The organism is Thauera sp. JM12B12, from assembly GCF_039614725.1.
In the GTDB taxonomy this organism is placed as follows: domain Bacteria; phylum Pseudomonadota; class Gammaproteobacteria; order Burkholderiales; family Rhodocyclaceae; genus Thauera.
This window is the reverse complement of the sequence record NZ_CP154859.1, coordinates 2629783-2654521: the sequence shown is the minus strand read 5'-3', so window position 1 is coordinate 2654521 and position 24739 is coordinate 2629783. Positions and strand designations below refer to the sequence as shown.

At 69.1% G+C, this 24739-nt stretch carries 24 protein-coding genes; 14 read left to right on the top strand and 10 right to left on the bottom strand.

The annotated features are described in order from the left end of the window. Positions 1 to 58 precede the first annotated feature (58 nt). The 3 genes from AAG895_RS11960 to AAG895_RS11950 all read left to right on the top strand — a co-directional run bounded on the left by AAG895_RS11960 (position 59) and on the right by AAG895_RS11950 (position 4172). Complete coding sequence (locus AAG895_RS11960) at positions 59 to 1315, top strand: lipoprotein-releasing ABC transporter permease subunit (protein WP_345792234.1); 1257 nt, start codon at positions 59 to 61, stop codon at positions 1313 to 1315. Continuing rightward, a complete protein-coding gene (gene lolD / locus AAG895_RS11955; RefSeq protein WP_345792233.1) occupies positions 1308 to 2015 on the top strand; it encodes a lipoprotein-releasing ABC transporter ATP-binding protein LolD in 708 nt (235 codons plus the stop codon). Before AAG895_RS11960 ends, lolD begins: the two co-directional genes overlap by 8 nt. 132 nt (positions 2016 to 2147) lie before the next feature. Further along, on the top strand, positions 2148 to 4172 hold the full coding sequence (locus AAG895_RS11950; RefSeq protein WP_345792232.1) for a methyl-accepting chemotaxis protein: 2025 nt from the start codon (positions 2148 to 2150) through the stop codon (positions 4170 to 4172). 7 nt (positions 4173 to 4179) lie between these two features. Here AAG895_RS11950 and AAG895_RS11945 read toward each other — a convergent pair whose 3' ends face one another. Further along, positions 4180 to 4734 carry a DUF2062 domain-containing protein gene (locus AAG895_RS11945; RefSeq protein WP_345792231.1) on the bottom strand — a complete coding sequence of 185 codons (555 nt, stop codon included), beginning with the start codon at positions 4732 to 4734 and terminating at the stop codon, positions 4180 to 4182. A 169-nt stretch (positions 4735 to 4903) separates the two neighbouring features. Here AAG895_RS11945 and AAG895_RS11940 point away from each other — a divergent pair, with 169 nt between their 5' ends. Next, entirely contained in the window at positions 4904 to 7429 is a 2526-nt protein-coding gene (locus AAG895_RS11940) for a DNA internalization-related competence protein ComEC/Rec2 (protein ID WP_345792230.1), read from the top strand. A gap of 75 nt (positions 7430 to 7504) precedes the next feature. Further along, a complete protein-coding gene (locus AAG895_RS11935; RefSeq protein WP_345792229.1) occupies positions 7505 to 8491 on the top strand; it encodes an alpha/beta hydrolase in 987 nt (328 codons plus the stop codon). A 10-nt stretch (positions 8492 to 8501) separates the two neighbouring features. Here AAG895_RS11935 and rsgA read toward each other — a convergent pair whose 3' ends face one another. Genes rsgA through AAG895_RS11920 form a run of 3 tightly spaced genes read right to left on the bottom strand, consistent with a single transcriptional unit; the run spans position 8502 to position 11040 of the window. After that, positions 8502 to 9446 carry a ribosome small subunit-dependent GTPase A gene (rsgA, locus tag AAG895_RS11930; protein ID WP_345792228.1) on the bottom strand — a complete coding sequence of 315 codons (945 nt, stop codon included), beginning with the start codon at positions 9444 to 9446 and terminating at the stop codon, positions 8502 to 8504. Beyond that, a complete protein-coding gene (locus AAG895_RS11925) occupies positions 9443 to 9766 on the bottom strand; it encodes a hypothetical protein (RefSeq protein ID WP_345792227.1) in 324 nt (107 codons plus the stop codon). The genes rsgA and AAG895_RS11925 overlap by 4 nt, the downstream gene beginning before the upstream one ends. A gap of 26 nt (positions 9767 to 9792) precedes the next feature. Beyond that, positions 9793 to 11040, bottom strand: a complete 1248-nt coding sequence (locus AAG895_RS11920; RefSeq protein ID WP_345792226.1) for a M48 family metallopeptidase — start codon at positions 11038 to 11040, stop codon at positions 9793 to 9795. 203 nt (positions 11041 to 11243) lie between these two features. Here AAG895_RS11920 and orn point away from each other — a divergent pair, with 203 nt between their 5' ends. After that, the gene (orn, locus tag AAG895_RS11915; RefSeq protein ID WP_345792225.1) at positions 11244 to 11792 is read left to right on the top strand and encodes an oligoribonuclease; all 549 of its coding nucleotides are present in this window, start codon (positions 11244 to 11246) and stop codon (positions 11790 to 11792) included. A gap of 11 nt (positions 11793 to 11803) precedes the next feature. Here the strand turns inward: orn and AAG895_RS11910 are convergent, their stop codons facing one another. Together AAG895_RS11910 and rpmE are read right to left on the bottom strand one after the other, a co-directional pair. Beyond that, positions 11804 to 13462, bottom strand: a complete 1659-nt coding sequence (locus tag AAG895_RS11910) for a hypothetical protein (protein ID WP_345795285.1) — start codon at positions 13460 to 13462, stop codon at positions 11804 to 11806. 157 nt (positions 13463 to 13619) lie between these two features. After that, complete coding sequence (rpmE, locus tag AAG895_RS11905; RefSeq protein WP_345792224.1) at positions 13620 to 13838, bottom strand: 50S ribosomal protein L31; 219 nt, start codon at positions 13836 to 13838, stop codon at positions 13620 to 13622. A 182-nt stretch (positions 13839 to 14020) separates the two neighbouring features. On the opposite strand from rpmE, the gene AAG895_RS11900 reads away from it, so the two are divergent. From AAG895_RS11900 to AAG895_RS11885, 4 genes are all read left to right on the top strand, one after another. Next, the gene (locus AAG895_RS11900) at positions 14021 to 15073 is read left to right on the top strand and encodes a tRNA-dihydrouridine synthase (protein WP_345792223.1); all 1053 of its coding nucleotides are present in this window, start codon (positions 14021 to 14023) and stop codon (positions 15071 to 15073) included. A 31-nt stretch (positions 15074 to 15104) separates the two neighbouring features. Beyond that, positions 15105 to 15800, top strand: coding sequence for a methyltransferase domain-containing protein (locus AAG895_RS11895; RefSeq protein ID WP_345792222.1), 696 nt, complete (start codon positions 15105 to 15107; stop codon positions 15798 to 15800). Positions 15801 to 15888: 88 nt separating this feature from the next. Continuing rightward, entirely contained in the window at positions 15889 to 16647 is a 759-nt protein-coding gene (locus AAG895_RS11890) for a UPF0149 family protein (protein ID WP_345792221.1), read from the top strand. Between the two features lie 197 nt (positions 16648 to 16844). Continuing rightward, positions 16845 to 17204 carry a YkgJ family cysteine cluster protein gene (locus tag AAG895_RS11885; RefSeq protein WP_345792220.1) on the top strand — a complete coding sequence of 120 codons (360 nt, stop codon included), beginning with the start codon at positions 16845 to 16847 and terminating at the stop codon, positions 17202 to 17204. Positions 17205 to 17241: 37 nt separating this feature from the next. On the opposite strand, the gene AAG895_RS11880 is transcribed toward AAG895_RS11885, so the two are convergent. Continuing rightward, complete coding sequence (locus tag AAG895_RS11880; RefSeq protein ID WP_345792219.1) at positions 17242 to 18126, bottom strand: DUF4922 domain-containing protein; 885 nt, start codon at positions 18124 to 18126, stop codon at positions 17242 to 17244. 115 nt (positions 18127 to 18241) lie between these two features. Here AAG895_RS11880 and AAG895_RS11875 point away from each other — a divergent pair, with 115 nt between their 5' ends. Further along, complete coding sequence (locus AAG895_RS11875) at positions 18242 to 18457, top strand: RNA-binding S4 domain-containing protein (protein ID WP_345792218.1); 216 nt, start codon at positions 18242 to 18244, stop codon at positions 18455 to 18457. 38 nt (positions 18458 to 18495) lie between these two features. Here AAG895_RS11875 and AAG895_RS11870 read toward each other — a convergent pair whose 3' ends face one another. The 3 genes from AAG895_RS11870 to AAG895_RS11860 form a co-directional block, all read right to left on the bottom strand. Beyond that, positions 18496 to 20232, bottom strand: coding sequence for an NAD-binding protein (locus AAG895_RS11870; protein ID WP_345792217.1), 1737 nt, complete (start codon positions 20230 to 20232; stop codon positions 18496 to 18498). 22 nt (positions 20233 to 20254) lie between these two features. Beyond that, on the bottom strand, positions 20255 to 20638 hold the full coding sequence (locus AAG895_RS11865; RefSeq protein WP_345792216.1) for a DUF6394 family protein: 384 nt from the start codon (positions 20636 to 20638) through the stop codon (positions 20255 to 20257). Between the two features lie 126 nt (positions 20639 to 20764). Continuing rightward, positions 20765 to 21154, bottom strand: a complete 390-nt coding sequence (locus AAG895_RS11860; protein WP_345792215.1) for a YchJ family metal-binding protein — start codon at positions 21152 to 21154, stop codon at positions 20765 to 20767. Between the two features lie 256 nt (positions 21155 to 21410). On the opposite strand from AAG895_RS11860, the gene acnB reads away from it, so the two are divergent. From acnB to AAG895_RS11845, 3 genes are all read left to right on the top strand, one after another. After that, a complete protein-coding gene (gene acnB, locus AAG895_RS11855; protein ID WP_345792214.1) occupies positions 21411 to 24008 on the top strand; it encodes a bifunctional aconitate hydratase 2/2-methylisocitrate dehydratase in 2598 nt (865 codons plus the stop codon). 155 nt (positions 24009 to 24163) lie between these two features. Continuing rightward, positions 24164 to 24409: a type II toxin-antitoxin system CcdA family antitoxin gene (locus tag AAG895_RS11850; protein WP_345792213.1), complete on the top strand. Its 246-nt coding sequence runs from the start codon at positions 24164 to 24166 to the stop codon at positions 24407 to 24409. After that, positions 24409 to 24708 carry a CcdB family protein gene (locus AAG895_RS11845; protein WP_345792212.1) on the top strand — a complete coding sequence of 100 codons (300 nt, stop codon included), beginning with the start codon at positions 24409 to 24411 and terminating at the stop codon, positions 24706 to 24708. Before AAG895_RS11850 ends, AAG895_RS11845 begins: the two co-directional genes overlap by 1 nt. The last annotated feature ends 31 nt before the right edge of the window (positions 24709 to 24739 follow it).

Here is a 24739-nt window from a genome sequence, read left to right as displayed (position 1 = left end):
GCAATGGCGGGCAAAATGCCGGGCTTGCCGTCAAAGGGATCCTGAAGCTTCCGTGTCGATGCCATACGAAGTTCTCGTCGGTCTGCGCTATACGCGCTCGCGCAAGCGGGCGCAGGGCCGCAACCGCTTCATATCGTTCATCTCCTTCGTGTCGATGTTCGGCATCGCGCTGGGCGTGGCCGCGCTCATCGTCGTGCTGTCGGTCATGAACGGGTTCCAGGAGGAGCTGCGCACCCGCATCCTCGGCGTCGCCTCCCATGTCCAGGTGCAGAGCCCGGAGGGCGGGCTCCTCAGCTGGCAGCAGGTGGCCGAGGAGGCCATGACCCATCCGTCGGTGCGCGCCGCCGCACCCTATGTGCAGGAGCAGGGGATGCTGTCCTTCGACGAGGGTGTGCGCGGCACGATCGTGCGCGGGGTGATCCCCGAGGCCGAGGACAAGGTGGCCGATTTCGGCAGCTACATGAAGGCCGGCGACTTCGGCGCGCTGCAGGCCGGGCGTTTCGGCATCGTCCTTGGGCGCGACCTTGCCCATGCCTTGCGGGTGCAGCTTGGTGACAAGCTCACCTTGATCGCGCCCCAGGGATTGGTGACGCCGGCGGCGGTGCTGCCGCGGGTCAAGCAATTCGAGGTCGTCGGCATCTTCGAGGCCGGCATGTACGAGTACGACTCCGGGCTGGCGCTGGTGCACATTGCCGACGCTCAGGCGCTCTACCGGCTGGGCGACGCAGTGAGCGGGGTGCGGCTCAAGCTCGACGACCTGTTCGCCGCCCCCCGGGTGGCGCGCGAGCTGGCGATGACGATCAGCGAACCCGGCCTGGTGGTGGCCGACTGGACGCGCAGCCACGCCAACTTCTTCCGCGCGGTGGCGCTCGAGAAGACGATGATGACCCTGATCCTGTTCCTGATCGTGGCGGTGGCGGCCTTCAACATCGTGTCCACGCTGGTCATGGCGGTGCAGGAGAAATATGCCGACATCGCCATCCTGCGCACGCTCGGCGCCAGTCCTGCGTCGATCATGGGCATCTTCGTGCTGCAGGGCTCGATCATCGGCCTCGTCGGGCTGGCCGCGGGGGTGATCGGCGGGCTGGCGATCGCCAACAACCTCGATGTGGTCATCCCCGCGCTCGAGACCCTCACCGGCGCGACCCTGTGGAACAAGGAAATCTATTACATCAACGAGCTGCCCTCGAAGGTGCTGTCGTCCGACGTCACCACGATCGTGACCGTCTCCTTCGTGCTGACGCTGCTTGCCGCGCTGTACCCGAGCTGGCGCGCGTCGCGGGTGAATCCGGCGGAGGCCCTGCGCTATGAATGACCATCAACCCGTCACCGGTGCGGGTGGCGCGCAGCCGGTGGTGGCCTGCGAGGGCCTCGGCAAGCATTTCCGCGAGGGGCCGGAGGCGGTGCGGGTGCTCGATGGCGTGACGCTCAGCGTCGCGCGCGGCGAGCGTATCGCCATCGTCGGCGCCTCGGGTTCGGGCAAGAGCACGCTCATGCATCTCCTGGGCGGACTCGACGTGCCGAGCGCCGGCAGCGTGCGCCTGATGGGGCAGGACTTCTCCGGCCTCTCGGGGACCGCGCGCGGGCGTCTGCGCAACGAGGCGCTCGGCTTCGTCTACCAGTTCCATCACCTGCTGCCGGAGTTCTCGGCGCTCGAGAACGTCGCCATGCCGCTCTACATCCGTCGCGTGCCGCGCGCCGAGGCCGATGCGCGGGCGGAAAGGATGCTCGCCGAGGTCGGCCTGGCGCACCGGCTCGATCACGCGCCCGGCGAACTCTCCGGCGGCGAGCGCCAGCGCGCGGCGATCGCCCGTGCACTGGTGACGCAGCCGGCGTGCGTGCTCGCGGACGAGCCCACCGGAAACCTCGATCGCCGCACCGCGAGCGCCGTATTCGATCTGATGCTGTCGCTCAACGAGCGCTTCGCGACCAGCTTCGTCATCGTGACCCACGACGAGACGCTGGCCGCGCGTGCGCAACGCACCCTGCGGCTGTGCGACGGCCGTCTGGCCTGAGCGGAGGGGCGCCCGCACGACCCGCTTCGGGCGCGCGGGACAAGGGCGCGCAAAGCCGGTAAAGATTCGCGTCAGGGGGCCGATAGAGCTCGAGTCAGAGGCACATCTCCGGCCACGGGCCGGTTACCGATCATGAAACTGCTCTTCCAGCCCGCCGTCAGCCTGCTCGACCGACTCAGCTATCCGCTCAAGTTCGGTCTCATCATCCTCGTCTGCGCTGCCGCCTCGGCGGTGCTGCTGACGCAGATCTTCGTCAATCTGCGCGGCGAGATCCGCAACACGCAGCGCGAAATCGCCGGTCTCGCGCTCTTCGACGCCGGCTTCGCGGTCATCCTCAACACGCAGCAGCACCGTGGCCTGTCGGCAGGCGTGCTGGGCGGCAGCGCCGACCTGGTGCCCAAGCGCGAGCAGAAGGCGCGCGAACTCGTCGCCGCGATGGGCAGGCTGGACAGCGCTCTCGCCCAGGGCTCCGACTGGGCTTCCCTGCAGCCCGGCTGGCAGACCGTGCGCAGCACGCTCGGCCGACTTGCCGACGATGGGCTCGAGCTCGACGGCGGGACGAACTTCCGTACCCATACCGAGGCGATCGCCGCCCTGCTTGCCTGGCTGGGCGAGTTGGGCGACGTTTCCGGTCTCGCCCTCGACCCCGACCCGGCGAGTGCGAATCTGATCGCGCCGCTGCTCAACGCCCTGCCCGAGCTCAGCGAGCGCCTGGGCCAGTTGCGCGCGCGTGGTACCAATCTCAGCGCGCGCCGCGAGCTGTCGCAGAGCGACGAGCACGCGGTGGTCTCGCTGCTGGCCGAGATCGGTCGCGCCGAGGCGGCCCTGATCCAGCGTCTCGAGCGGACCGCGCGCAACAATGCGGCGCTCGCGCCGCGTCTGGACGTGGTGGGCAAGGAGGTCTCGGCTGCGGTCGAGCAGGTGCGCGCGGCCACCCGGCAGGAGATCCTGGACCAGCGCTTCTCGATGCCATCGGCGGCGTTCTTCGAGCTCGTTACCCGGGCCATCGACACTGCGGTACGAAACTTCAACGAGGTGCTGCGTCCCGAGACGGGCCGCCTCCTCGACGCCCGTCTCGCGGACCTGCAGCGCAAGCTCAACGCCCAGATCACCGTATCGGTCCTGGCGATGGTGCTGGCCGCCTATCTCTTCATCGCGGTGTATCTCGCGATCCTGCGCTCGGTGCGCGAGCTGTCGGCGGGGGCGCAGCAGTTCGCCGCCGGCGACTACCGCGCGCGGGTGAGCTTCTCGGCCCACGACGAGCTCGCCGAGGTGGCCCGCCAGTTCAACGGCATGGCCGATCAGGTGGCCGGGCTGATTCGCGAGATCCAGCTCGGCGCCGAGCATGTCGGTGGCGCCGCGACCGAGCTGTCGGCGTCCGCACGCCGCGTGCTGCAGGGATCGGAGGCCCAGAGCGACGCTGCCTCCGGTGTGGCGGCGGCGGTCGAGGAGATGTCGCGCGGCGTCGACGGCATCGCCCACCACGCCCAGGTGGCCCAGAAGCTGGCAGAGGACTCCGGCCGCCTGTCCGACGACGGTCGGCAGGTGATGCAGCAGTCGGTGTGCGAGATGGAGCGCATCGCCGAGGCGGTCGATCTGTCGAGCGAGGCGATCCGCGAGCTCGGCGAGAAATCGCGCCAGATCAACGCGATCGTGGACTCGATCCGTGACATCGCCGACCAGACCAACCTGCTCGCGCTCAACGCCGCGATCGAGGCCGCACGGGCTGGCGAGAGCGGTCGCGGCTTCGCCGTGGTGGCCGACGAAGTGCGCAAGCTCGCCGAGCGCACCTCGCTCGCGACTCACGAGATCGGCGAAATGGTGAAGGCGATCCAGCAGGGCACCGGGCGCGCGGTCGACACCATGCAGCAAGGGGTGCAGCGCGTGCGCGACGGGGTCGAGATGAGCAACCGCGCCGGCGAGTCCATGGCGCAGATCAGCAGCGGTGCCGAAGAGGTGCTCACTGCGGTGCGCGAGATCTCCACCGCACTGCGCGAACAGAGCCTGGCGAGCAACGAGATCGCCCGCAACATCGAGCGCATCGCCGACATGGCGGAGCACAACAGCGGCTCGGTGCGCGAGACGGCCGGCACTGCCGAAACCCTCGAGCAGCTTGCCGCCACCTTGCGCCAGCAGGCGAGTCGTTTCGCCGTGTGATGGCCGCTCAGGGGCGGCCTTGGCTGCGTGACCGCGCCTGCCTGCGCCGCCACTGGCGCAACAGCCAGAGCCGCCAGCCCCAGCGCACGGCCAGGTAGGACAGCATCGACAGGCTGGCGGCGAGCACGATCAGGCCCAGGAAAAGCGGCTCGCCGAGCGACCCCGCCCAGTCGGCGAGCGACCGCAGCCACACCGCCGGGTTCATTCCCGACAGCTCCGGCGGCGGCGTGAAGCTGAACTCGCCGTTGCCCAGGATCAGGCTGCCGATCCCGAAGGCGAGCACGTAGAGCGGCACGATGGTCAGCGGGTTGCTGTACAGGGTGGTGATCAGCGCCAGCGGGAGGTTCACCCGGAAGAGCACGCAGCAGATCGCTGCCCCCAGCATCTGCAGCGGCCCGGGGATGAGGCCGCAGAACATCCCCACCGCCACTGCGCCCGCCGCCGAATGGCGGTTGAGGTGCCACAGCCTGGGGTGGAGCAGGGTGGATGAGAACGGCCGCAGCCAGCGGTTGGTGCTGACGGTCTCGTGATCAGGAAGGATTCGCTTGAGTTTCTTGCGCATGGTCTGGGTCGGCCGGGCAGCAGTCTAGCAGGTGTCGCCGCGTGCGCCGCCTGCGTGGGAGCGGGGCGGGCGTCGACAGGTTCGCCGCGCGCGTGTTGCGGATTGTTTCGATGCCCGGATCCGCGCGCGGGGTGGTCGCGCACCCGTGCAATTGGCATCATTGCATGCCATGCGAATTTTCTCGATCGCCTTCCTGTCCGGCGTCTGCCTCGTGCAGACGCGCGCTGGCGTGGATGGGCTGGCCTTGTCCGGCATGCTGTCCATGCTCGCGGCGGCGTTGCTGGGGCTGGCTGCGGGTCACGCCCGGCCGCGCAGCCTGGCGCGCGGCACCCTGCTGCGGGGAGCGTTGCTCGTCGTCATTGCCGCCGCAGCCGGGGTGTCGTGGTCGGCCTGGCGTGCCGAACTGCGCTTGAACGATGCGCTGCGCGGCGAGCTCGAGGGCGTCGACCTCGTCGTGCGCGGCCATGTCGCGAGCCTGCCGCAGGCGGTCGACCAGGGCTGGCGCTTCGTGCTCGAAACCGATGGCCACACCGCAGGCGTGCCACATCGGCTGCTGCTGTCGTGGCGGCAGGAACATGGGACGCCCGCAGACGGGGCGTCGCAGCCGCCACAGGCGGGCGAGTACTGGTCTTTCGTGGTGCGCCTGCGCCGGCCGCACGGCTTCGTCAATTCCGGCGGCTTCGACTACGAGGCCTGGCTGCTCGCGCGCGGCATCCGTGCAACCGGCTACGTGCGCCATGGCGCAACCCGGCTCGACGGGCCGCCGGCAAGCGTGATGCAGCGTGTGCACCGCCTGCGCACGCTGTTGCGCGATCGTATGCTCGCCGAGCTCGGCGACGCGGACCAGGGCGGATTGCTCGTTGCCCTCGCGGTGGGGGACCAGGACGGCATCTCGGCGTCGACCTGGGAGGTGTTCCGGCGCACCGGCGTGGGCCACCTGGTGTCGATCTCGGGCCTGCACGTGGCCCTGGTCGGACTGTTCTGCGGTGCGGTGGCGTCGCTCCTCTGGCGCCGGCTGCCGGCCTTGACGTTGCGGCTGCCTGCGCAGAAGGCGGCGGCGGTTGCCGCGCTCGCTGGCGCGACCGTCTATGCCCTCCTCGCCGGGCTGGGGATTCCGGTCCTGCGCGCGTGGCTGATGCTTGCGGTGGCGGCAGCGGTGCTGTTCAGCGGGCGGGCGGTGGCGCCGTCGCGCACGCTTGCGGTGGCCCTGCTCGTAGTGCTGGTGATCGATCCATGGGCGGTGCTCGCTCCCGGGTTCTGGCTGTCCTTCGGCGCGGTTGCGATCATCCTGGCCACCCTCGGCGGGCGCGTTCGCGCGCGCTCGGGCTGGCGCGGGGCGCTGCGGGTCCAGCTTGCGATCAGCGTGGCGCTCATTCCGTTGCTTCTGGCGCAGTTCCAGTCATTCCCGCTGCTGTCGCCGCTTGCCAACCTCGTGGCGATCCCGATCGTCAGCTTCGTGGTCACGCCGCTCGTGTTGCTGTCGCTGCCGTGGCCGAACGCTTGGCTGCTGCTGCCGGCCGATGTCGCCGCGCAGCTGATGATGACCGTGCTGGCGTGGCTGGCGGCCGTCGACGGGGCGTTGTGGGAGCAGGCCGCGCCGCCGCCCTGGCTGCTCGGCGCGGGGCTCGCCGCCGTGGCGGCGCTGCTGCTGCCGCGCGCGACGCCGGGCCGGCTGGCCGCACCTGCGGTGCTGGCGGGCCTCCTCGCCTGGCAGCCTGCCCGGCCGCCCGAGGGCGGTTTCCACGCCGAGGTGCTCGATGTGGGGCAGGGTCTCGCGGTCCATGTGCAGACGCGTCGTCACGACCTGCTGTTCGATGCCGGTCCGCCCTACGGGAGCGAGGCCGATGCCGGGAGCAGGGTGGTCCTGCCCTACCTGCGAGCGGTGGGGGTGGCGCGCCTGGACGGCCTCGTGTTGTCCCATGACGACGCCGATCACGCCGGGGGGGCGCAAAGCGTGGTGGCTGGTGTGGCGGTCGCCCGCATCCTGGCGGGTCAGCCCGCGGCGACGCAGCGGCGGATCGCGAGCGCGGGCGGGACGGCCGGCGAGGCTGCCGGAACGGATCCCGACGATCGCGCCTACCGTCCAGTGCCGCGGCAGTGCGCGGCAGGAGAGGCCTGGGAGTGGGATGGCGTGCGCTTCGAGGTGTTGCACCCACAGCGCGCGGTCGAGGTCGCGGCCGGGAATGCGGAGCCTGTGGATGCCCATGCAGATGCCGATGCGGCTGGCGCGAGCATGGATGCACCGGCGGGCGGCGGGCGGCGGGCGACGGGACGGCCTGGCCGCGGCCATGACAACGAGGCCTCGTGCGTGCTCCGTGTCTCGGCGGCAGCGGGGGCCTTGTTGCTCACCGGTGACATCGGGGTGCAGACCGAGCGTGCGCTGCTCGCCCGCGTGCCTGCCGGTGCGCTCGCGAGCACGGTCGTGGTTAGCGCGCATCACGGCAGCCGTTCCTCCTCCTCGGCTGCCTTCGTCGATGCGACGCGCGCGCTTCACGTGGTGCACGCGGCCGGCTACCGCAATGCCTTCGGACATCCCCACCCGCAGGTCTGGGCGCGCTGGGTCGACGCCGGTGCGCGCAACTGGCGCACCGACGTCCAGGGTGCGATCGGCATCGATTTCCCCGCTGCTGGAAGCGGCGAGGTGGAGGTGACCGCAGCGCGCGAGCGCAGGCCGCGCTACTGGCACGGGCGCTGATCGGCAGCTGCCGTGGACACGGCGTTCCGGGCTAGACTTGGCGCCAGATCCCGCCATCCACCGATCATTCACGCCATGTCCTTCTTTTCCACGCTGCAGCGTCTGTTCAGGCGCGCACCCCCGGTCGCGTCCACTCCGACATCGCCCACTCCGGCCCCGCCCACTGCGGCGCCAGCCGCTGCGCCGGCGTCGCCCCCGCGGCATGCACCGCGCGAACGTAGCGTGCAGTGCATGGGGCAGCATGGGCTGCACCGCATGGCTTATACGGAGTGGGGGGATCCGCACAACCCGCGCGTGGTGGTCTGTGTCCATGGTCTCACCCGCAACGGCCGCGACTTCGACGAACTCGCGCGCGCCCTGGCCGACGACTACCGCGTGGTGTGCCCGGACGTCGTCGGCCGTGGCCGCAGCGACTGGCTGGGCGACAAGGCCGATTACGGCTTTCCGACCTACGTCAATGACATGGTCACGCTGATTGCCCGTCTCGACGTCGACGCCGTGCACTGGGTCGGCACCTCGATGGGCGGCATCATCGGCATGCTCCTCGCGAGCCAGCCGAACACCCCGATCACCCGCCTGGTGTTGAACGACGTCGGCCCGGTCATCACCGCCACCTCGCTTCGGCGCATTGCGCAGTACGTCGGCAATGCGCCGCGGTTCGCCTCACTGGCGGCGGCGGAAAGCTACATCCGCGAGGTCAGCGCCCCCTTCGGGCCGCTCACCGACGCTCAGTGGCAGCACCTCACCAGCTTCTCCGTGCGCCCCGTCACGGACGGGCAGGACGGCTTCGAGATGGTCTACGACCCGGGGCTGGGGGAGATCTTCCGCGCCGCGCCCATCCTGAACGACATCGACCTCTGGCCGGTGTACGAGGGGGTGCGCTGTCCCACGCTGGCCCTGCGCGGCGCTGAGTCCGACCTGCTCGAGCCCGCGACGCTGGCCGCGATGGCGGTGCGTGGCCCGCGCGCGCAGACCGTGGAGTTCGCCGGCGTCGGGCATGCGCCGATGTTGATGGACGCCCTGCAGATCGGCGTCGTGAGGGATTTCCTGCGCGCCGCTTGAGCGCGGCCGTTCACCAGCCCGGATTGAGCCGGCGCGCCTCGGCGATCTCGTTTCGAATGGCGCGGAAGTGCTCCCAGCGCCGGGCGTTGATCCGTCCCGATGCCACCGCCGCAAGCAGGGCGCAGCCGGGCTCGCTGTCATGGCGACAGTCGCGGAAGCGGCACTGGCCGAGGAAGGGGCGGAGATCGACGAAGGCCTCGGCGAGATCGTCTGCCGACAGGTGTGCGAGGCCGAAGACCTGCAGTCCGGGGCTGTCGATCAGCCAGCCCGGCAGGCGATGGCCCGCGCCGTCGCCGAGCGGATAGAGGCGGGCGAAGGTGGTTGTGTGCTTGCCCGAATCGAGTGCGTCGGAGATCTCGCGCGTGGCGGCGTTGGCCTCGGGGACGAGTGCGTTGGTGAGCGTCGACTTGCCCATGCCAGACTGGCCGACGAAGATCGCGTGCAGTCCGCCCAGGCGTGCCCGCAGGCCCTCTGCGCCTTCCAGCGCGGAGACCTCGATCACCTCGTAACCCAGCGCGCGGAACGGGGCGAGCTGGACGCGGGCGGCCGGCAGCCGAGCGGCGAGATCGGCCTTGTTGAGCACGATCAGCGGGGTGATGCCCTGGCTCTCGGCGGCAGCGATGCAGCGCGACACGAGCAGGTCGGAGAAGCCCGGCTCGGTGGCGACCACGATCACGATGTGGCTCAGGTTGGCGGCGATGAGCTTCTCGCGGAAGGCGTCCGAGCGCCAGAGCAGATTGCGCCGCGGGTGCAGGGACTCGATCACGCCCTGGCCGTCACCGCCGCGCAGGATCTCGACTTCGTCGCCGCAGGCGTAGCTGCTTTTCTTTCCGCGCGGATAGCACTGCAGGCGTCCTGCGGCGGTATCGACCTCGTAGTGGCGGCCGAAGGCGGCGACGATGGTGCCCGGTGTCCGCGCCTCGGTCGAGGCGGCCTGGGGGGTGCGTTTTCTCACTCGAACCTGTAGTAGAGCTTGTTCAGGTAGCCCGCGAGGTGATGCTCATCCTCGGGGAAGAGGTCGAGATTGAGCATCGTGGTGCAGGCGGTCAGTTGTTGCGAAAGGGCGCTCGGCGTGGTCACGCGGCGGTCCGGTCGCAGATAGATCGCCGATCCGTCCTCGCCGCTGAAGTTGCGTTCGTGGCATTCGACGCACAGGCGCGTGTGCATGTCCTTGCCGGCCGCGTGATCTGCGCCCGGGAAGGGATCGGCCAGGGCGCTCGCGGGCAGCGCGAGCACCAGCGCGAAGGGGGCGGCGGCCAGCATGTTGAGGTTCATGGCAGTCTCCTCTGTTCCGGTCGGGGTCAGTGCTGCAGGGTCTGCAGCCGCGCGACGCGCAAGGCAGCGGGCGGATGCGAGTCGAAGAAGCGCGAGTACAGCGGGTCAGGCGTGAGCGTGGAGGCATTGTCGCGGTAGAGCTTGACGAGCGCAGCGACGAGGTCCTTGGCGCGAGTCTGGCGCGCAGCGTAGGCGTCGGCCTCGTACTCGTGCACGCGAGACCAGTAGCTGAAGAGTGGTGCCAGCGGAAAGGTGAATACGGGCAGGGTCAGGAAGAACAGCGCAAGTGCGCTCGCGGTGTCGGTCGCCTGCATGCCCAGGCCGTTGAAGAACCAGGCTTGCTGCATGAGCCAGCCGAGCAGGGCGAGCATGCCCAGGCTCGCCGGGGCGAGAACGGCCAGGCGCTTGAAGATGTGGCGGTGACGGAAGTGTCCGAGCTCGTGCGCGAGCACCGCCTCCACCTCGTCGGCGTTGAGCTTGTCGAGCAGGGTGTCGAAGAAGACGATGCGCTTGGAGGCGCCGAAGCCGGTGAAGTAGGCGTTGCCGTGCGCCGAGCGGCGCGAGCCGTCCATCACGAACAGCCCCTTCGACTGGAAGCCGCAGCGTGCCAGCAGGGCCTCGACGCGGGCCTTCAGCGCGGCGTCGGCGAGCGGGGTGAACGTGTTGAACAGCGGCGCGATGAAGGTCGGCCATACCAGCATCACCAGCACGTTGAAGCCGAGCCAGAAGGCCCACACCCACAGCCACCAGCGTTCGCCCATCGAATTGGTGAGCCACAGCACGACGCCCAGGAGCGGCAGGCCGATCACTGCCGCGAGCGCAGCTTCGCGCAGCGTGTCGGCGATGAAGAGGCGCGGCGTCATGCGGTTGAAGCCGAAGCGCCTCTCGATGACGAAGGTGCGCGACAGCACGAAGGGTAGCTCGAGCAGCCAGCCAAGCACGGCCAGGCTCGCGAGCAGCGCAACCCCATGCCCCAGACTGCCCGGTGCGAGCAGCGCAGCCCAGGCGTCGTGCACCGCCTGCAGGCCGCCGCCGAGCGTCATCACCACCAGGAAGAGCGCGCTGGCCACGGTCTGGCGTGCGGACAGCCCGGCGCGCGCGGTGGTGTAGTCGGCAGCGCGCTGGTGCGAGGCGAGCGGGATGGACGCGGCGAAGGCAGCGGGGACGATGTCGCGGTGGGCCTGGACATGGCGCACCTGGCGTCGCATCAGGGCGAGCTTGGCGGCCATGCCCGCGAGCAGCAGGCCTACGAACAGGAGGGCAAAGGTGTTCATCGCGGTTCCGGTGGCGAGGATGGGAAAGGCCGGCGAGTCCCGAGGCAGGCTCTTCACACGGTCGTCTGCCGTCCGACTGGGGCGCCTGTGGCCGGCGGAGTCCGCCGCAGGCGCGCCGCCATACCGGCGACGGGCAGGAACTGTGACACAATCGCGCCCTTGATTGTTTCGCACCAAGGTGCCCGAAAAAAGGCCGGACGATTATGGCACAGGACCCGAAGACGCTGATATGGCTGGACATGGAGATGACCGGCCTCGAACCCGACCGCGATCGCATCATCGAGATCGCCATCGTGCTGACCAATGAGGCGCTGGAGACCATCGCCGAAGCGCCGGTGATCACCGTGCATCAGCCCGATGGCGTGCTCGACGCGATGGACGAGTGGAACCGCAACACGCATGGCAAGTCTGGCCTCATCGACCGCGTGCGGGCCTCGAACGTGTCCGAGGCCCAGGCCGAAGCGCAGGCGCTCGCCTTCCTGCAGGAGTGGGTGCCGGCGCGCAGTTCGCCGATGTGCGGCAACTCCGTGTGCCAGGACCGCCGCTTCCTTGCGCGCTGGATGCCGACGCTGGAGAACTGGTTCCACTACCGAAACCTCGACGTCTCCACCGTCAAGGAACTCGCGCGGCGCTGGCGTCCGGAGATCTACGAAGGCGTCAAGAAGGCCGGCAGCCACACTGCGCTCGCCGACATCCACGAATCGATCGCCGAGCTTCGTCATTACCGCGACCATTTCCTGCGCCTGGAGTAAGGCGCTCGGCCTCAGGGCTGGGCGCGGCGCAGCAGGCTGAAGCTTTCCTGGTGCCGGCCGGCGCCGCGCCGGTATTCCCACACCGTCTCCCATTCCGGCGCGAGCGCCGCTTGCGAGCGCCGACGGTCGGCATGCACGAGCAGCAGCGGGCAAGGTGTGGCGTCGGCACTGACGCGTTCCACGCGCAGGCCGGCGAAGTAATCCATCGAGCTGCGCATGGCATCGGGGATGCCGGTGGTCGCGATGCACGCCGTCGGTCGCAGGGTGCGCTCGCCCTGCACCGCGATGTCCAGCGACGCCACCACGCTGCGATAGCTGCGGCCGTGGTCGAACCATGGCATCAGCAACACCACGGCAAGGCACCACAGCATGACCAGGCCGATGGCCCAGTTGGCCGGCGCCCGCGAGGGCGAGCGCGGCAGGCGGGCGACGAGCAGGATCCACAGGGCGCTGATCGCCACCCCAATGGCAAGCTGGAAAGGCTCGCCGGGGAGGACGAAGTCGGGCGCGTTGCGCGCCGCGTGGCGGGCGAGGCCGGGCGGCCAGCCTACCGACTGCGCCGTCCATGCCAGCCACACCAGGACCCCGAAGACCGCCAGGCTCATCAGGGCGAACCAGTCGAAGGCGCTCGCCGCGCCCCGCCGCAGCGTGGGCACCCCCGCAGCGGCGAGCAGCGCCGTCGCCGGGATGAGCAGGATGAACTGCGCCTGCGAGACATCCCCGCTCACGGCCACCCGAAGCAGCACGAGCAGTGAGCTGACCAGCGGCAGCAGGACCGGCAGCGTGCCGAGCGTGCGCCGTCCGCGCCATAGCGCCCACAGGGTGAGCGGCCACAGTGGCCAAAGGAACCAGCCGGCCAGTTCGACCAGGGTGGGAAGGTCGTGCATGCCGAGACCGGGGCCGCCGAGGCGCAGCCACTCGGCGCGCAGCCACAGCTTCAGAAGTTCGGGCTGCTGCAACTGAAGCGCCAGCGGCCAGGCGGCGGCGAGGGTGAATGCCACGCAAAGACCGAGCAGCAGCGCGCCGCTGGCCCGCGGTGTGCGGCAATCGCGGCTGAGCAGCATCACCAGCGGCAGCAAGGGCGCGGTGAGCAGGAAGCCGCCGAAGCCGCCGGCAAGAAAGGCGAGCGCGCTGCCCACGCCGGCCTTGATGCTGCCGCAGAGCGGCCGCTGCGGCACCTCGGCCAGGCCCGCGAGGGTGAGCGCCTGCATCGCGAACACGGCGAGCAGCGGCTGGGTCTCGTGGGCGTGGAGGACGAGACCGAGCGCACCCAGGGTGAGCAGCGCGCCGGGCGTGCGCGTCGGCCGCCCATGAAGGGCCTCGGCCGCGCGCGCGATGAAGAACACCGCAAGCGCAACGAAGAAGGCGCTCGCCAGGCGCGCACCACCGTGCAGCGGCAGCAAGGCATCGCCCAGCCAGGCGAAACCAGCGGCAGTCCAGAAATACAGCGGCGGGTAGTCGGTCAGCGGCTCGCCGGCGAGCATCGGGAACAGCCAGGACTCGCCGCGCAGCATCGACAGCACAGGGCCGAAGTAGCGTGCGTCATCGCCCCGCCAGGGGTCGTGGCCGGTCAGTCCGACGAGCAGGTACAGCCCGACCAGCAGGGTGAGGCCGAACGTGCCGTAGATGCGGCGCTGGAACAGGGTGGGCGTGGCGGGCTCGCGGATCATGGGGGGCATTTTGCGGCTGAGCGCCACCGCAGGCCAAGTCCGATGCAGGGCAGGGCGGCGGCGGGCAACAAAAAAGGCAGCCGAGGCTGCCTTTCTGGCGGACGATCGTGGCTCGCCCGTGCGGACTTCAGGACCCGGCCCGCAGGCCGGTGTCCGATCAGCTGGCGCGCTGGACGTTGCCGTACTTCTGGCGGAAGCGCTCGACACGACCGGCGGTGTCGACGATCTTCTGCTTGCCGGTGTAGAAGGGGTGGCAGGCGGAGCACACTTCGACGTGGTACTGGGGCTTGCCCAGCGTGGAGCGGGTGGTGAAAGTGTTGCCGCAGGAGCAGGTCACGTTCACTTCGTTGTACTTCGGATGGATGTCCGCTTTCATGATGGCTTCCTGGAATCTGGCGGGCGGCGGATGTGACCGCCCTGTGTAGTAAAGCCCACGATTATCCTGGAGTAGGCCTTCGCTTGCAAGGAAAACCGAGCGCGCCCGCGGCATGGCGGTCATGCGTCCGGTACAATCGCGCCCCTGTTCGATATCGTGCCGCCCACGGCGGGGAGGATGGGGTGCGCCTGCTGCTTGCTCCGATGGAAGGTCTGCTCGACGACGTTCTGCGCGCGACGATCACGCGCACGGGCGGCTACGACTATGCGGTGAGCGAGTTCGCGCGCGTCTCCGGCACGCTGCTGCCCGACCGTTTCTTCCGTCGCATCGCACCCGAACTCGACCATGCCAGCCGGACTCCGGGCGGAACCGAGGTGCGCGTCCAGCTTCTCGGCTCCGACCCGCAGTGCATGGCGGCCAACGCGGTGCGCCTCGCACGTCTGCGGCCGGCGGGCATCGATCTCAACTTCGGCTGCCCGGCGCCCACCGTCAATCGCCACCGTGGCGGCGCGGTGCTGCTGGACGAGCCCGAGCTGCTGTTTCGCATCGCCCAGGCGGTCTCCGCCGCGCTGCCCCGCGCAGTGCCCCTGAGCGCGAAGATGCGCCTCGGCGTACGCGATCCGGGTCGCGCCGCCGAATGTGCGCAGGCCCTGGCCGACGGCGGTGCCCGCTTGCTCGTGGTGCATGCGCGTACCAAGCAGGACGGCTACCGTCCGCCCGCGCACTGGGAATGGGTGGCACGGGTGGACGAAGCGGTCGATGTTCCGGTGGTGGCCAACGGGGAGGTGTGGACCGCCGCCGACTGGCTGCGCTGTCGTTCCGTGTCCGGTGTCGACGACGTCATGCTGGGCCGTGGCGCTGTCGCCGACCCGTTCCTCGCCTGCCGGATCCGCGCCGGGCGGCTCGATGCGCCCGATGGCGCGGAGCGCGCGCACGAGTGGCAGGTGCTGCTGCCGCTGCTCGGCGAATTTCGCGACCGCGTGCGGGCCAAGGTCGAGGCCCGCCATGCTCCCGGCCGCATCAAGCAGTGGCTGCACCTGCTCGCCCGTCATTACGCCGGCGCACGCGCGCTGTTTGCCGAAATCCGTCCCCTGCGCGCGCTGGCCGAGGTCGACGGGGTCCTCGCGCGCCACGGTGTGCCGCTGTGCCGGCAGCCTGTGGATGCAGCGCCGGGTCACGCCCTTGCCGCTGCAGCGCTGCCGTGCGCGGAACCTGCCGTGGGCTGCGCGGCGTAATCGTCATCGCACCCGCATTGCCGAGAAACCGATGAGTTACGCCAATTCCCGTATCCCGCAGAGCGCGCAGCAGGGTGTCCATGAAGGCCTGCTTGAACGCGTGCGCAAGCATCTCTCCGAGCCCTTTCGCAAGCCCTTCGCCGAGTACAACCGGGCAGCGCTTGCGGCCAGCCTGGCGGGCTGGGACGGCAAGGCGCCGCTGATCCTCGACGCCGGCTGCGGCGTTGGCCACAGCACGATCCAGATCGCCCGCCAGCATCCCGATCACTGGGTGATCGGTGTCGATCAGTCCGAGGATCGCCTGAACCGCCGCAAGCCCTATCCCGAGGCCCTGTTGCCGCGCAACATGGTGTTCGTGCGCGCGGACCTGGTCGACTTCTGGCGCCTGCTCGACGAACGCGGGCTGCGCCTCGCGCGCCACTACATCCTGTACCCGAATCCGTGGCCGAAGATCGGCCATCTCGGCCGGCGCTGGCATGCGCATCCGGTGTTCCCCTGGATCGCGCGCCTCGGCGGGGTGCTGGAATGTCGCAGCAACTGGGGTGTCTATATCGACGAGTTCGCGCTTGCGCTCGCCGAGCTCACCGGGCGGCCGGCGAGCGGCGTGCCCTTCGTCGCCGACGTGCCGTTGACGCCCTTCGAGCGCAAGTACCGCGATTCCGGACAGACGCTGTACCGCCTCGAGATGGACCTCGGCGCCGGCGCGCCGACCGCCGCGCGGCGCTGAGCACCCATGCGGGCGCTTGCGCCCGCACAATTGACTTGCCCGCCGCGGTCGCTTGGGCCACCCTTGCCGCCGATCACAGGAGATTGCCATGAACCAAAGCACCGATACCGCCGCCGACCGCCGGCCTGCCCCGCCCCAGTTGATGAGCGACGAGGACTTCGAGGCCCTCGAGGAGATCCTCACCTCCGACGTGGTGCCCGAGGATTGCATGGACCTGGAGATGCTCGACGGCTATCTCGCCGGCGTGCTGATCTCGCCGCGGCCCATCCCGCCCGAGCGCTGGCTGCCGGGAGTCTGGTCGGCCCACGGCGAGGACGCCGGCTTCGGTTCCGGCAGCGGGCTGCAGCGCGCCATCCGCCTGGTGAAGGCCTACCACAACGAGCTGCTCGCCACGCTCGGTCTGGATGACGAGGACGAGGCATGCTGGGAGCCGTTCTGCTTCGCCGTCGGCGATGGCGACGGGCTCAAGCTCGGCGAGGCCTGGATCGACGGCTTCGCGCAGGGCCTGGACCTGTGGCCCGAGGGCTGGGAGGAGGGGCTCGACGAGGAAGCGGTCGAGGCCGTGCGCGAGTCGCTGGACGAGGTGCTCATGCCCTGGGGCGAGGACGACGCCGCCAAGGCCGACGACGAGACCCGGCTCGGCTGGCTGGCTGCGGTCGGGGAGACGGTCAACGACGTGTTCGCGCATTGGCGCGACATGGGGCTGGCCGCGGCCGAGCCGCTGTCCACCGAGGCCCCGCGCAAGCCGGGCGCCGCCACCCCGGGGCGCAACGACCCGTGCCCCTGCGGCAGCGGCAAGAAGTACAAGAAGTGCTGCGGCGCCGAGGGTACGTCCAGCGAGGACTGAGGCCGGGAGTCGCCACTGCCGCAGAGTGGCCGGCGAGCGCGCAGAGGGCGTCACGAATGCGCTGGCGCAGCGCCTGAATGTTTGGCCAAAAAAGTTTGCAGGCTATTGATTAAAAAAGGGATTGCGGGGTATTGAACGGCGCGCGGGAACGGATAGAATCCGCGCGCCCATTCACCCATCGCGCGCGCTTCTCCCTCATGGAAAGCTTCAATCCCTGCCTCGATTGCGGCATCTGCTGCACACACTTTCGCATCTCCTTCTACTGGGCCGAGGCGGACGACGCCCCCGGGGGGTTCGTTCCCGCGCACATGACCGAGAAGCTCAACCACACGATGCGTTGCATGAAGGGCAGCAACGAGGTGCCGCGGCGCTGTTCGGCGCTCTCCGGCGAAGTCGGCAAGCAGGTGGCGTGCACGATCTACGAGAACCGGCCAACGCCCTGCCGCGAATTTCCGGTGTATTTCGAGGACGGCACGCCCAACCCGAAGTGCGACGAGCTGCGCGCCACCATCGGCCTGCCGCCGCTGCCGCAGGCGCCCTTGCCGCGCGCGGCCTGACCGACCGAAAACCCCGCGCAGCGCCGGGCCCCGTGACTCAGTGTGTCGGCCGCCCCACCGCGGCGAGCACCGCGAGCGGGCCGCAGGCGCGCAGGCGGTCGATCTGCTCGGGATCCCGCACGAAAAGCGAGCCGGCGTAGGCGAGCGAATTCACCGACACGTCCTGCCACTTCTCCTCTCGGCGTGGCACCAGCAGCAGCGCCCTGCGGCTGACGAGGAGGTTGTAGGGCGGCATCGGGTCCGCGTCGACAGGCAGCTCGAGTGCGCGGCAGGCCTGGTGGAAAGCGGCCTCCAGGCGTGCGCCGGCCGCCGCGCCCGGCAGCGTCGCGAGCGCCCCGCCGCCGTCATCCAGACGTACGAAGGCGTGCGCCCAGGGCAGCAGCGCATTCGTGAATAACCCGTGGGCATCGGCCGCCGGCGTTTCGGGCAGGAAGTCGTCGAGGCTGGCGGCGCTTTCGGGTACCCACTGCAGATGCTTGTGCGACTGGCTCGCACCCGCGATCCGTCCGCCGTTGTAGAAGCCGAGTCCTCCGTGGCGGGCGATGAGCGCACCGAGCGCCTCGAAGTCGGAGCGTCTCAGCGGCGCACACTGGTCCTCGAAGTGCCGGGTAACGATCAGAAGGTGGCGTTCGATCACCGGGAACTTGTTCAGCACCACGAGATGTCGGGGGCCGAGCTCCCCCACGGTGAGGCTCGGCTCCGGAGGCAGGAAGGGATTGAAGTCGGGGCGGCGGCGGATCACGGTGTCGACGCGGGCACGGTCCTTGAGCGCGAGCGAGGACACCCAGCGCACCGAGAAGCGCAGGCCCGCATCCTCCAGCCAGGTCTGTTCGGTGCGAATCGGCTGCAGGGCGCCGCGCTCGCGCGCCCGCGCGCTGACCGCGTCGGCACGTTCGAGGAGTGAGGCGAGCGGATCTGTCACGGGCGGTCGGGCGGGGCGTACGGGTGCGCTGGTCATGCGGGAACGGGCGGGCGAGAATGCCGCCATTTTGACATGAGCGCGCCGGCGTCGAAGCTCCGGTGCGCGGGAGAAGGCGATGGCCATCGAATTCGCGGTGCGCGGGGACTACATCCAGCTCGATCAGTTGCTCAAGGCAACCGGGATGGTCGATTCCGGGGGGGCGGCGCATGCCGCGGTGGAGGAGGGGCGCGTGCGCGTCGACGGCGCGCTCGAGAGCCGCAAGCGGGCCAAGCTGCGCCCCGGACAGCGCGTGCGTTTCGGTGCCGAGGAGATCGTGCTGGTGGCGCCCTGAGCTGAACCCCGCGGCGCCCCGGGCCGAGGGCAGCGGACTCAGGGCAGCTGGGGATTCGTGCGTGGCCGGTTGCGGCGCGCGAGCTTCTCCCAGACCCAGCCGCCCGGCAGGTCTTCGCCGGTGAGGATGTAGGCCAGCGTGTGCTCGTTGGCGATGATCAGGCCGATGTCGTTGAGCGCCGCGCGGCTGCCTGCGAGCAGCAGCTCGTCTCCGGCGCGGATTGTCGCGTCCGGCGCGGGCATCAGCACGTGGTCGTCGTCGTCGCGATCGAGGAACAGCACCTCGCAGTCGAGGCGGCGGGCGCGGTCGGAGGGCGAGCGCAGCAGCATGTCGAGGGTGACCGTCTGTCCCTTCATCAGGCGTCGATACAGCGCCGGCGCGCGGCTCAGGTTGATCCGCTCGCTGCGGATCTCGGGCACGGTCCAGCCCAGGCGGTCGGTCAGGCGGTCGAGCTGCGTACCGCACCAGTCCTCGTCGCGCGCCCGCACTTCGTCCAGGAAAGGCACCAGCAGGGGGGTGCTCAGGATGGCGATGCACTCGTGGCCGATGACCCGGCTGGGCACCACCGTGATGTCGGCGTCGAAGGCGTCGAACAGCGCGCGGTTGGACTCGTGGTTCTGGCGCAGGATCACGAACAGCTCGCGATTCAGGTCGCGCGCCGTGACCGCGATCGAGAGGTTGTCGGTGTCGGAGCTGGTGCCGCAGACGATGCCGGTCGCGGTCTCGACGCCCGCCCTGCGCAGCGACTCGGCGCCGGTTCCGTCACCCTGCACCCAGCGGTGGACGCCGTCGGGTTTGGGGTCGAGGTCGATGATGGTCACCGGCACGGCCTCTGAATCCATCGCGCTCACCATCTGCCGCCCGAAGCGGCCATGGCCGCACACGATCCACTGTCCGCGCGGCGGGTCGCGGCGCTGTTCGACCTCGCTGCCCGGTACGCCGGTCAGCCAGCCGAGCAGTTGCGAGGCCTTGGGGGCGTGCAGCGACAGCGCGAGCGTCTCGCTGAAGCGCTCGAAGGGGTTGATGATGTGGCGGGTGCCGAACGAGGCCATGTTGTCCGCGGTGGCGACATGCTCGGCGCGGCACAGCGCGGGCAGGCGCGGAGCGAGCAGGCGCGCGCTGATCGCGATCGAGAGGTTGGTGGCGTCGTCGTTGGTGAGCGCGATCACGCCGATGCAGCTCGGGTGCGTGAGCCCGGCGAACTTGAGCGTCTCGGGGTTGCTGGCGTCGGCGCACAGCGCGGGCACGTCGGCAGCATAGGCGTGGAGGTCGAGTTCGCCGATCTTGTTCTCGTCCACCTCGATCACAACGGCGCGCACGCCCATGCGGTCGAGCGCCTGGCAGATCAGGCGCCCGGTCTCGCCATAGCCGCACACCAGGTAGAAGGGTTCGCGCAGCCGGCGCACCGCGCGCACGAAGCCCTGCATGGCGATCGCCTGGCGCAGGCTGCGGTCGGCGAGCAGGTTGAACACCGAGCCGAGCGTGTAGGCCCAGCCGATCACCGAAAGGTAGATGCTGATCACCACCCACAGGCGTTGCTGGTCCGAGAACGTGTAGGGGATCTCGCCGAAACCGATCGTGGTGGCCGTGTAGCTGATGAAATAGAAGGCGTGGAAAAAGCTCAGGTAGCTGGGCTTGCCATCGACGACGGGCCCGGGTGCGAGCGTCAGGCCGAGCACGGCGACGGCGAACAGCACGATGAGCAGGATCAGCGGCGCCCGCAGGCGGCGCATGATCAGGAAGAAGATGCTGTGGTGGCGGGCCAGGGCCTGCACGGTCGGCGCCTCGTGCGGCGGGTCAGCGGCGCTGCATGATCGTTTCGGCGATCAGGATGATCACCGAAACCACGTTGGCGAACAGCGCGCCGCCCGACAGCGAGACCACGCGCGCGGTCATCTCCGGAGTGAGCCCACCGGGATGGACGTGCGCCGCGTAGCCCCACACCAGCGCTGCGGCAACCAGCTGCAGGTCGGCTACCAGGCTGGTCGAGAGATGCACGGCGCCAATCTGCGTGCGGTCGCCGAACTTGAGCACGGTGGCGATCAGGCTCACCACCAGCGCTGCGAACAGCTCGTAGATGTCATGGTGGGCAGGGTTCTCGATGTCGCCGACGAAGAAACCGAAGTTCAGCGTGGCGGCGAGCACGATGAAGAAACCGAAAATCACTTTCTCGAGGTTCATGATCTTCCCTGCGGCGCGCGCGGCGCCGATGCTTTGGGGGATGCGGCGGATGGCCGGACGAGGCGATGCGGATGGCGAAATTATGCGCCCGTGCCGGCTGGCTGTCTTGGGGGCGCTGGAGCGGGTTCAGTCGCGCACGTCGCCATCGAGGTAGTACCAGCGCCCGTCTTCGCGGACGAAGCGGCTGGTCTCGTGCAGGCGCTGCGCCCGGCCGCCGACACGGCAGCGCGCGACGAACTCGACCTCGGCATGGTCCGCGTCCAGCGGGCGGTGGCGGCGGACTTGCAGGCCGATCCATTTCGGCGGCGGATCTTCGTCGAGCGCGAGCGTGGCAGGCCGGGTGCTCGGGTGCCAGCTCGCCAGCAGATAGGCGGCGTCGCGCAGCACGAATGCGGTGTAGCGCGAGCGCATCAGTTCCTCGGCGCTGGCGGCGGGGCGTTCGCCCGACAGGGCAGGGGCGCAGCATGCCGCAAAGCGGTGCGAGGAGCCGCAGGGGCAGGGGTCGGCGGGTTTCATGGCGGCGAAGTATAGCGAGCGCGGCGCGTCGAAGGCGGGTGCGTGCGTTGCCCGGCGGCGGCTCGTCTGCAGTGGTGGCCACTCGCCCATGCGCATTACGAAGGCGTAGAATCGCGAGAGTTTTTCTCGGGTCTTCGTACCCCGCTGTTGCACTGCACCGCAAGTCTTATAAAAGACATATAATAACGACCGTTCCGTCCGGGTGCTGCCCGTCCGGATTCCCGATCACCGCCACTACGTTAGTGAGGAAGTCGCCGTGCTTGAAGCCTACCGTGCCCATGTCGCCGAACGTGCCGCCCTCGGTATCCCGCCGCTGCCGCTGTCCAAGCAGCAGGTCACCGAGCTGGTCGAACTGCTGAAGAACCCCCCCGCCGGCGAGGAGGCCTTCCTCGTCGAGCTGCTCACCTATCGCGTGCCGGCCGGTGTGGACGACGCCGCCAAGGTCAAGGCCGAGTTCCTGGCCAAGGTCGCCAAGGGTGAGGAGACCTGTGGCCTGGTGTCGCGCGCCAAGGCCACCGAGCTGCTCGGCACCATGTTGGGTGGCTTCAACATCAAGCCGATGATCGACCTGCTGGCCGATGCCGAAGTGGGCGCGGTCGCGGCCGAGGGTCTGAAGAAAACCCTGCTGATGTTCGACTACTTCCACGACGTCAAGGAACTGGCCGCCGCCGGCAACGCCAATGCCAAGGCCGTCATGCAGTCGTGGGCCGACGCCGAATGGTTCACCAGCCGCCCCGAAGTCCCCGCCTCGCAAAAGCTCACCGTGTTCAAGGTCACCGGCGAGACCAACACCGACGACCTGTCGCCCGCGCCCGACGCCTGGTCGCGCCCCGACATCCCGCTGCACGCGCTGGCCATGCTCAAGAACCCGCGTCTGGGGATCGAGCCGGAAGAAGCCGGTGTGCGTGGCCCGGTCAAGTTCCTCGAAGAGCTGCGTGCCAAGGGCAACCTGGTCGCCTACGTCGGGGACGTGGTCGGTACCGGTTCCTCGCGCAAGTCCGCCACCAACTCGGTGCTGTGGTTCACCGGCGAGGACATCCCCTTCGTCCCGAACAAGCGCTTCGGCGGCGTGTGCCTGGGCTCCAAGATCGCCCCGATCTTCTTCAACACCATGGAAGACGCCGGCGCGCTGCCGATCGAGATCGACGCCGGCCAGATGGACATGGGCGACGAGATCGAGCTCAAGGTCGACCACGCCACCGGCAAGGTCACCGCGCTCAAGAACGGCGTCGTGATCGCCGAGTCGCAGCTGAAGACCCTGGTGATCCTCGACGAAGTGCGCGCCGGTGGCCGCATCCCGCTGATCATCGGCCGTGGCCTCACCACCAAGGCGCGCGAGGCCCTCGGCCTGCCGCCTTCGACGCTGTTCCGCCTGCCGCAGGCGCCCGCCGATTCCGGCAAGGGCTTCTCGCTGGCGCAGAAGATGGTCGGCCGCGCCTGCGGCATGCCGGAAGGCCAGGGCATCCGCCCGGGTACCTATTGCGAGCCCAAGATGACCACCGTCGGCAGCCAGGACACCACCGGCCCGATGACCCGCGACGAGCTCAAGGACCTCGCCTGCCTCGGCTTCTCCGCCGACCTGGTGATGCAGTCCTTCTGCCACACCGCCGCCTACCCGAAGCTGGTCGACGTCAAGATGCACCGCGAGTTGCCGAGCTTCATCAGCACCCGCGGCGGCGTGTCGCTGCGCCCGGGCGACGGCGTCATCCACTCCTGGCTCAACCGCCTGCTGCTGCCCGACACCGTCGGCACCGGCGGCGACAGCCACACCCGCTTCCCGATCGGCATCTCCTTCCCGGCCGGCTCCGGCCTCGTCGCCTTCGCCGCGGCGACCGGCGTCATGCCGCTCGACATGCCGGAATCGGTGCTGGTGCGCTTCAAGGGCACGATGCAGCCGGGCGTCACCCTGCGTGACCTGGTCAACGCCATTCCGCTGTACGCGATCAAGGCCGGTCTGCTGACGGTCGAGAAGAAGGGCAAGAAGAACATCTTCTCCGGTCGCATCCTCGAGATCGAAGGCCTGCCGGATCTCAAGGTCGAGCAGGCCTTCGAGCTCACCGACGCCTCGGCCGAGCGCTCCGCCGCCGGCTGCACGGTCCACCTCAACAAGGAACCGATCGTCGAGTACATGAACTCGAACATCACCCTGATGAAGTGGATGATCGCCAACGGCTATCAGGATGCCCGCACCCTCAAGCGCCGCATCAAGGCGATGGAAGACTGGATTGCCAACGGCACCCTGCTGGCGGGCGACGCCGACGCCGAGTACGCCGCCGTGATCGAGATCGATCTGGCCGACATCAAGGAGCCGATCGTCGCCTGCCCGAACGACCCGGACGACGTCAAGCTGCTGTCCGAAGTCGCCGGCGACAAGATCGACGAAGTCTTCATCGGCTCGTGCATGACCAACATCGGCCACTTCCGCGCCGCCGGCAAGGTGCTCGACGGCAAGTCCGACATCCCGACGCGCCTGTGGATCGCCCCGCCCACCAAGATGGACGCGATGATCCTCAACGAGGAAGGCTACTACGGCGTGCTCGGCAAGTCCGGCGCCCGCATGGAGATGCCGGGCTGCTCGCTGTGCATGGGCAACCAGGCGCAGATCCGCAAGGGCAGCACCGCGATGTCGACCTCGACGCGCAACTTCCCCAACCGCCTCGGCATCGACACCCGCGTCTATCTTGGTTCGGCCGAGCTGGCCGCGGTGTGCGCGCTGATGGGCAAGATCCCGACCGTGCAGGAGTACCTGGCGCAGGTGGAGGTGGTGAACAAGAAGGCCGCCGACATCTACCGCTACATGAACTTCGACCAGATCGAGGAATTCCGCTCGGTCGCGGATACGGTGGAAGTTTGAGTCGGTAAATAGCTGGAAGGCTGGGACGGCTGGGAGGTCGTCTTACAGGGAACCCCTCGTCAGACATGGCGGGGGGTTTTGCTTTATGTGGGCGTGAATGCGCACGAAATTCCGCATCTATAATGCAGGCACATGTTTCACGAGGCGACTCCATCATGATGCACACGACTGTTCCCGGCGCTGCCCGCAAACCGACGAACGTGACGCTCGATGAAGCCTTGCTTGTAGAGGCGAAGGCCCTGCGCATCAACATCTCACAGGCGGCCGAGGCCGGTTTGGCACTTGCCGTGGCGGAGCGTCGCGCAGCGCAATGGCTCGAAGAGAATCGTCGCGCGCTCGACAGCTCGAACGCATACGTTGAGCAGCACGGCTTGCCGCTCGCGCAGTTTCGGAACTTCTGATGGCACGCTTCGACGTCTACCGAAACAGCGCGGGCGAGGGCTTGCTGCTCGACGTTCAAGCCGACCTGCTGAGCCACCTGAACACCCGGGTCGTCGTGCCGCTGCTGCCGAGCGGTGGTGAACTCCAGCCAGCCAGAGGGCTCAATCCCGTCTTTGAGATCGAAGACGGCCGTTTCGTGATGGCTACCCAGTTCATGGCGGCGGTACCGGCCAGCCTGCTCAAGGCGCCGGTGGCGCGACTTGGCGCTTTCAGGGCCGAAATTACGACAGCGCTGGATATGTTGTTTCAGGGGTTCTGAAGTCTCAGGGACCATTCGCCAAGGCGGAGGA

Excerpts from the sequence above, each read along its gene's own strand:
- AAG895_RS11940 (WP_345792230.1), top strand. The coding sequence starts at position 4,904 with ATGCGAATTTTCTCGATCGCCTTCCTGTCCGGCGTCTGCCTCGTGCAG.
- orn (WP_345792225.1), top strand. The coding sequence starts at position 11,244 with ATGGCACAGGACCCGAAGACGCTGATATGGCTGGACATGGAGATGACC.
- AAG895_RS11910 (WP_345795285.1), bottom strand. The coding sequence starts at position 13,462 with ATGATCCGCGAGCCCGCCACGCCCACCCTGTTCCAGCGCCGCATCTAC.
- AAG895_RS11890 (WP_345792221.1), top strand. The coding sequence starts at position 15,889 with ATGAACCAAAGCACCGATACCGCCGCCGACCGCCGGCCTGCCCCGCCC.
- AAG895_RS11865 (WP_345792216.1), bottom strand. The coding sequence starts at position 20,638 with ATGAACCTCGAGAAAGTGATTTTCGGTTTCTTCATCGTGCTCGCCGCC.
- AAG895_RS11945 (WP_345792231.1), bottom strand. The coding sequence starts at position 4,734 with ATGCGCAAGAAACTCAAGCGAATCCTTCCTGATCACGAGACCGTCAGC.
- AAG895_RS11935 (WP_345792229.1), top strand. The coding sequence starts at position 7,505 with ATGTCCTTCTTTTCCACGCTGCAGCGTCTGTTCAGGCGCGCACCCCCG.
- rpmE (WP_345792224.1), bottom strand. The coding sequence starts at position 13,838 with ATGAAAGCGGACATCCATCCGAAGTACAACGAAGTGAACGTGACCTGC.
- AAG895_RS11875 (WP_345792218.1), top strand. The coding sequence starts at position 18,242 with ATGGCCATCGAATTCGCGGTGCGCGGGGACTACATCCAGCTCGATCAG.
- AAG895_RS11895 (WP_345792222.1), top strand. The coding sequence starts at position 15,105 with ATGAGTTACGCCAATTCCCGTATCCCGCAGAGCGCGCAGCAGGGTGTC.
- AAG895_RS11920 (WP_345792226.1), bottom strand. The coding sequence starts at position 11,040 with ATGAACACCTTTGCCCTCCTGTTCGTAGGCCTGCTGCTCGCGGGCATG.
- AAG895_RS11960 (WP_345792234.1), top strand. The coding sequence starts at position 59 with ATGCCATACGAAGTTCTCGTCGGTCTGCGCTATACGCGCTCGCGCAAG.
- AAG895_RS11950 (WP_345792232.1), top strand. The coding sequence starts at position 2,148 with ATGAAACTGCTCTTCCAGCCCGCCGTCAGCCTGCTCGACCGACTCAGC.
- AAG895_RS11885 (WP_345792220.1), top strand. The coding sequence starts at position 16,845 with ATGGAAAGCTTCAATCCCTGCCTCGATTGCGGCATCTGCTGCACACAC.
- AAG895_RS11845 (WP_345792212.1), top strand. The coding sequence starts at position 24,409 with ATGGCACGCTTCGACGTCTACCGAAACAGCGCGGGCGAGGGCTTGCTG.
- AAG895_RS11925 (WP_345792227.1), bottom strand. The coding sequence starts at position 9,766 with ATGAACCTCAACATGCTGGCCGCCGCCCCCTTCGCGCTGGTGCTCGCG.
- AAG895_RS11850 (WP_345792213.1), top strand. The coding sequence starts at position 24,164 with ATGATGCACACGACTGTTCCCGGCGCTGCCCGCAAACCGACGAACGTG.
- lolD (WP_345792233.1), top strand. The coding sequence starts at position 1,308 with ATGAATGACCATCAACCCGTCACCGGTGCGGGTGGCGCGCAGCCGGTG.
- AAG895_RS11860 (WP_345792215.1), bottom strand. The coding sequence starts at position 21,154 with ATGAAACCCGCCGACCCCTGCCCCTGCGGCTCCTCGCACCGCTTTGCG.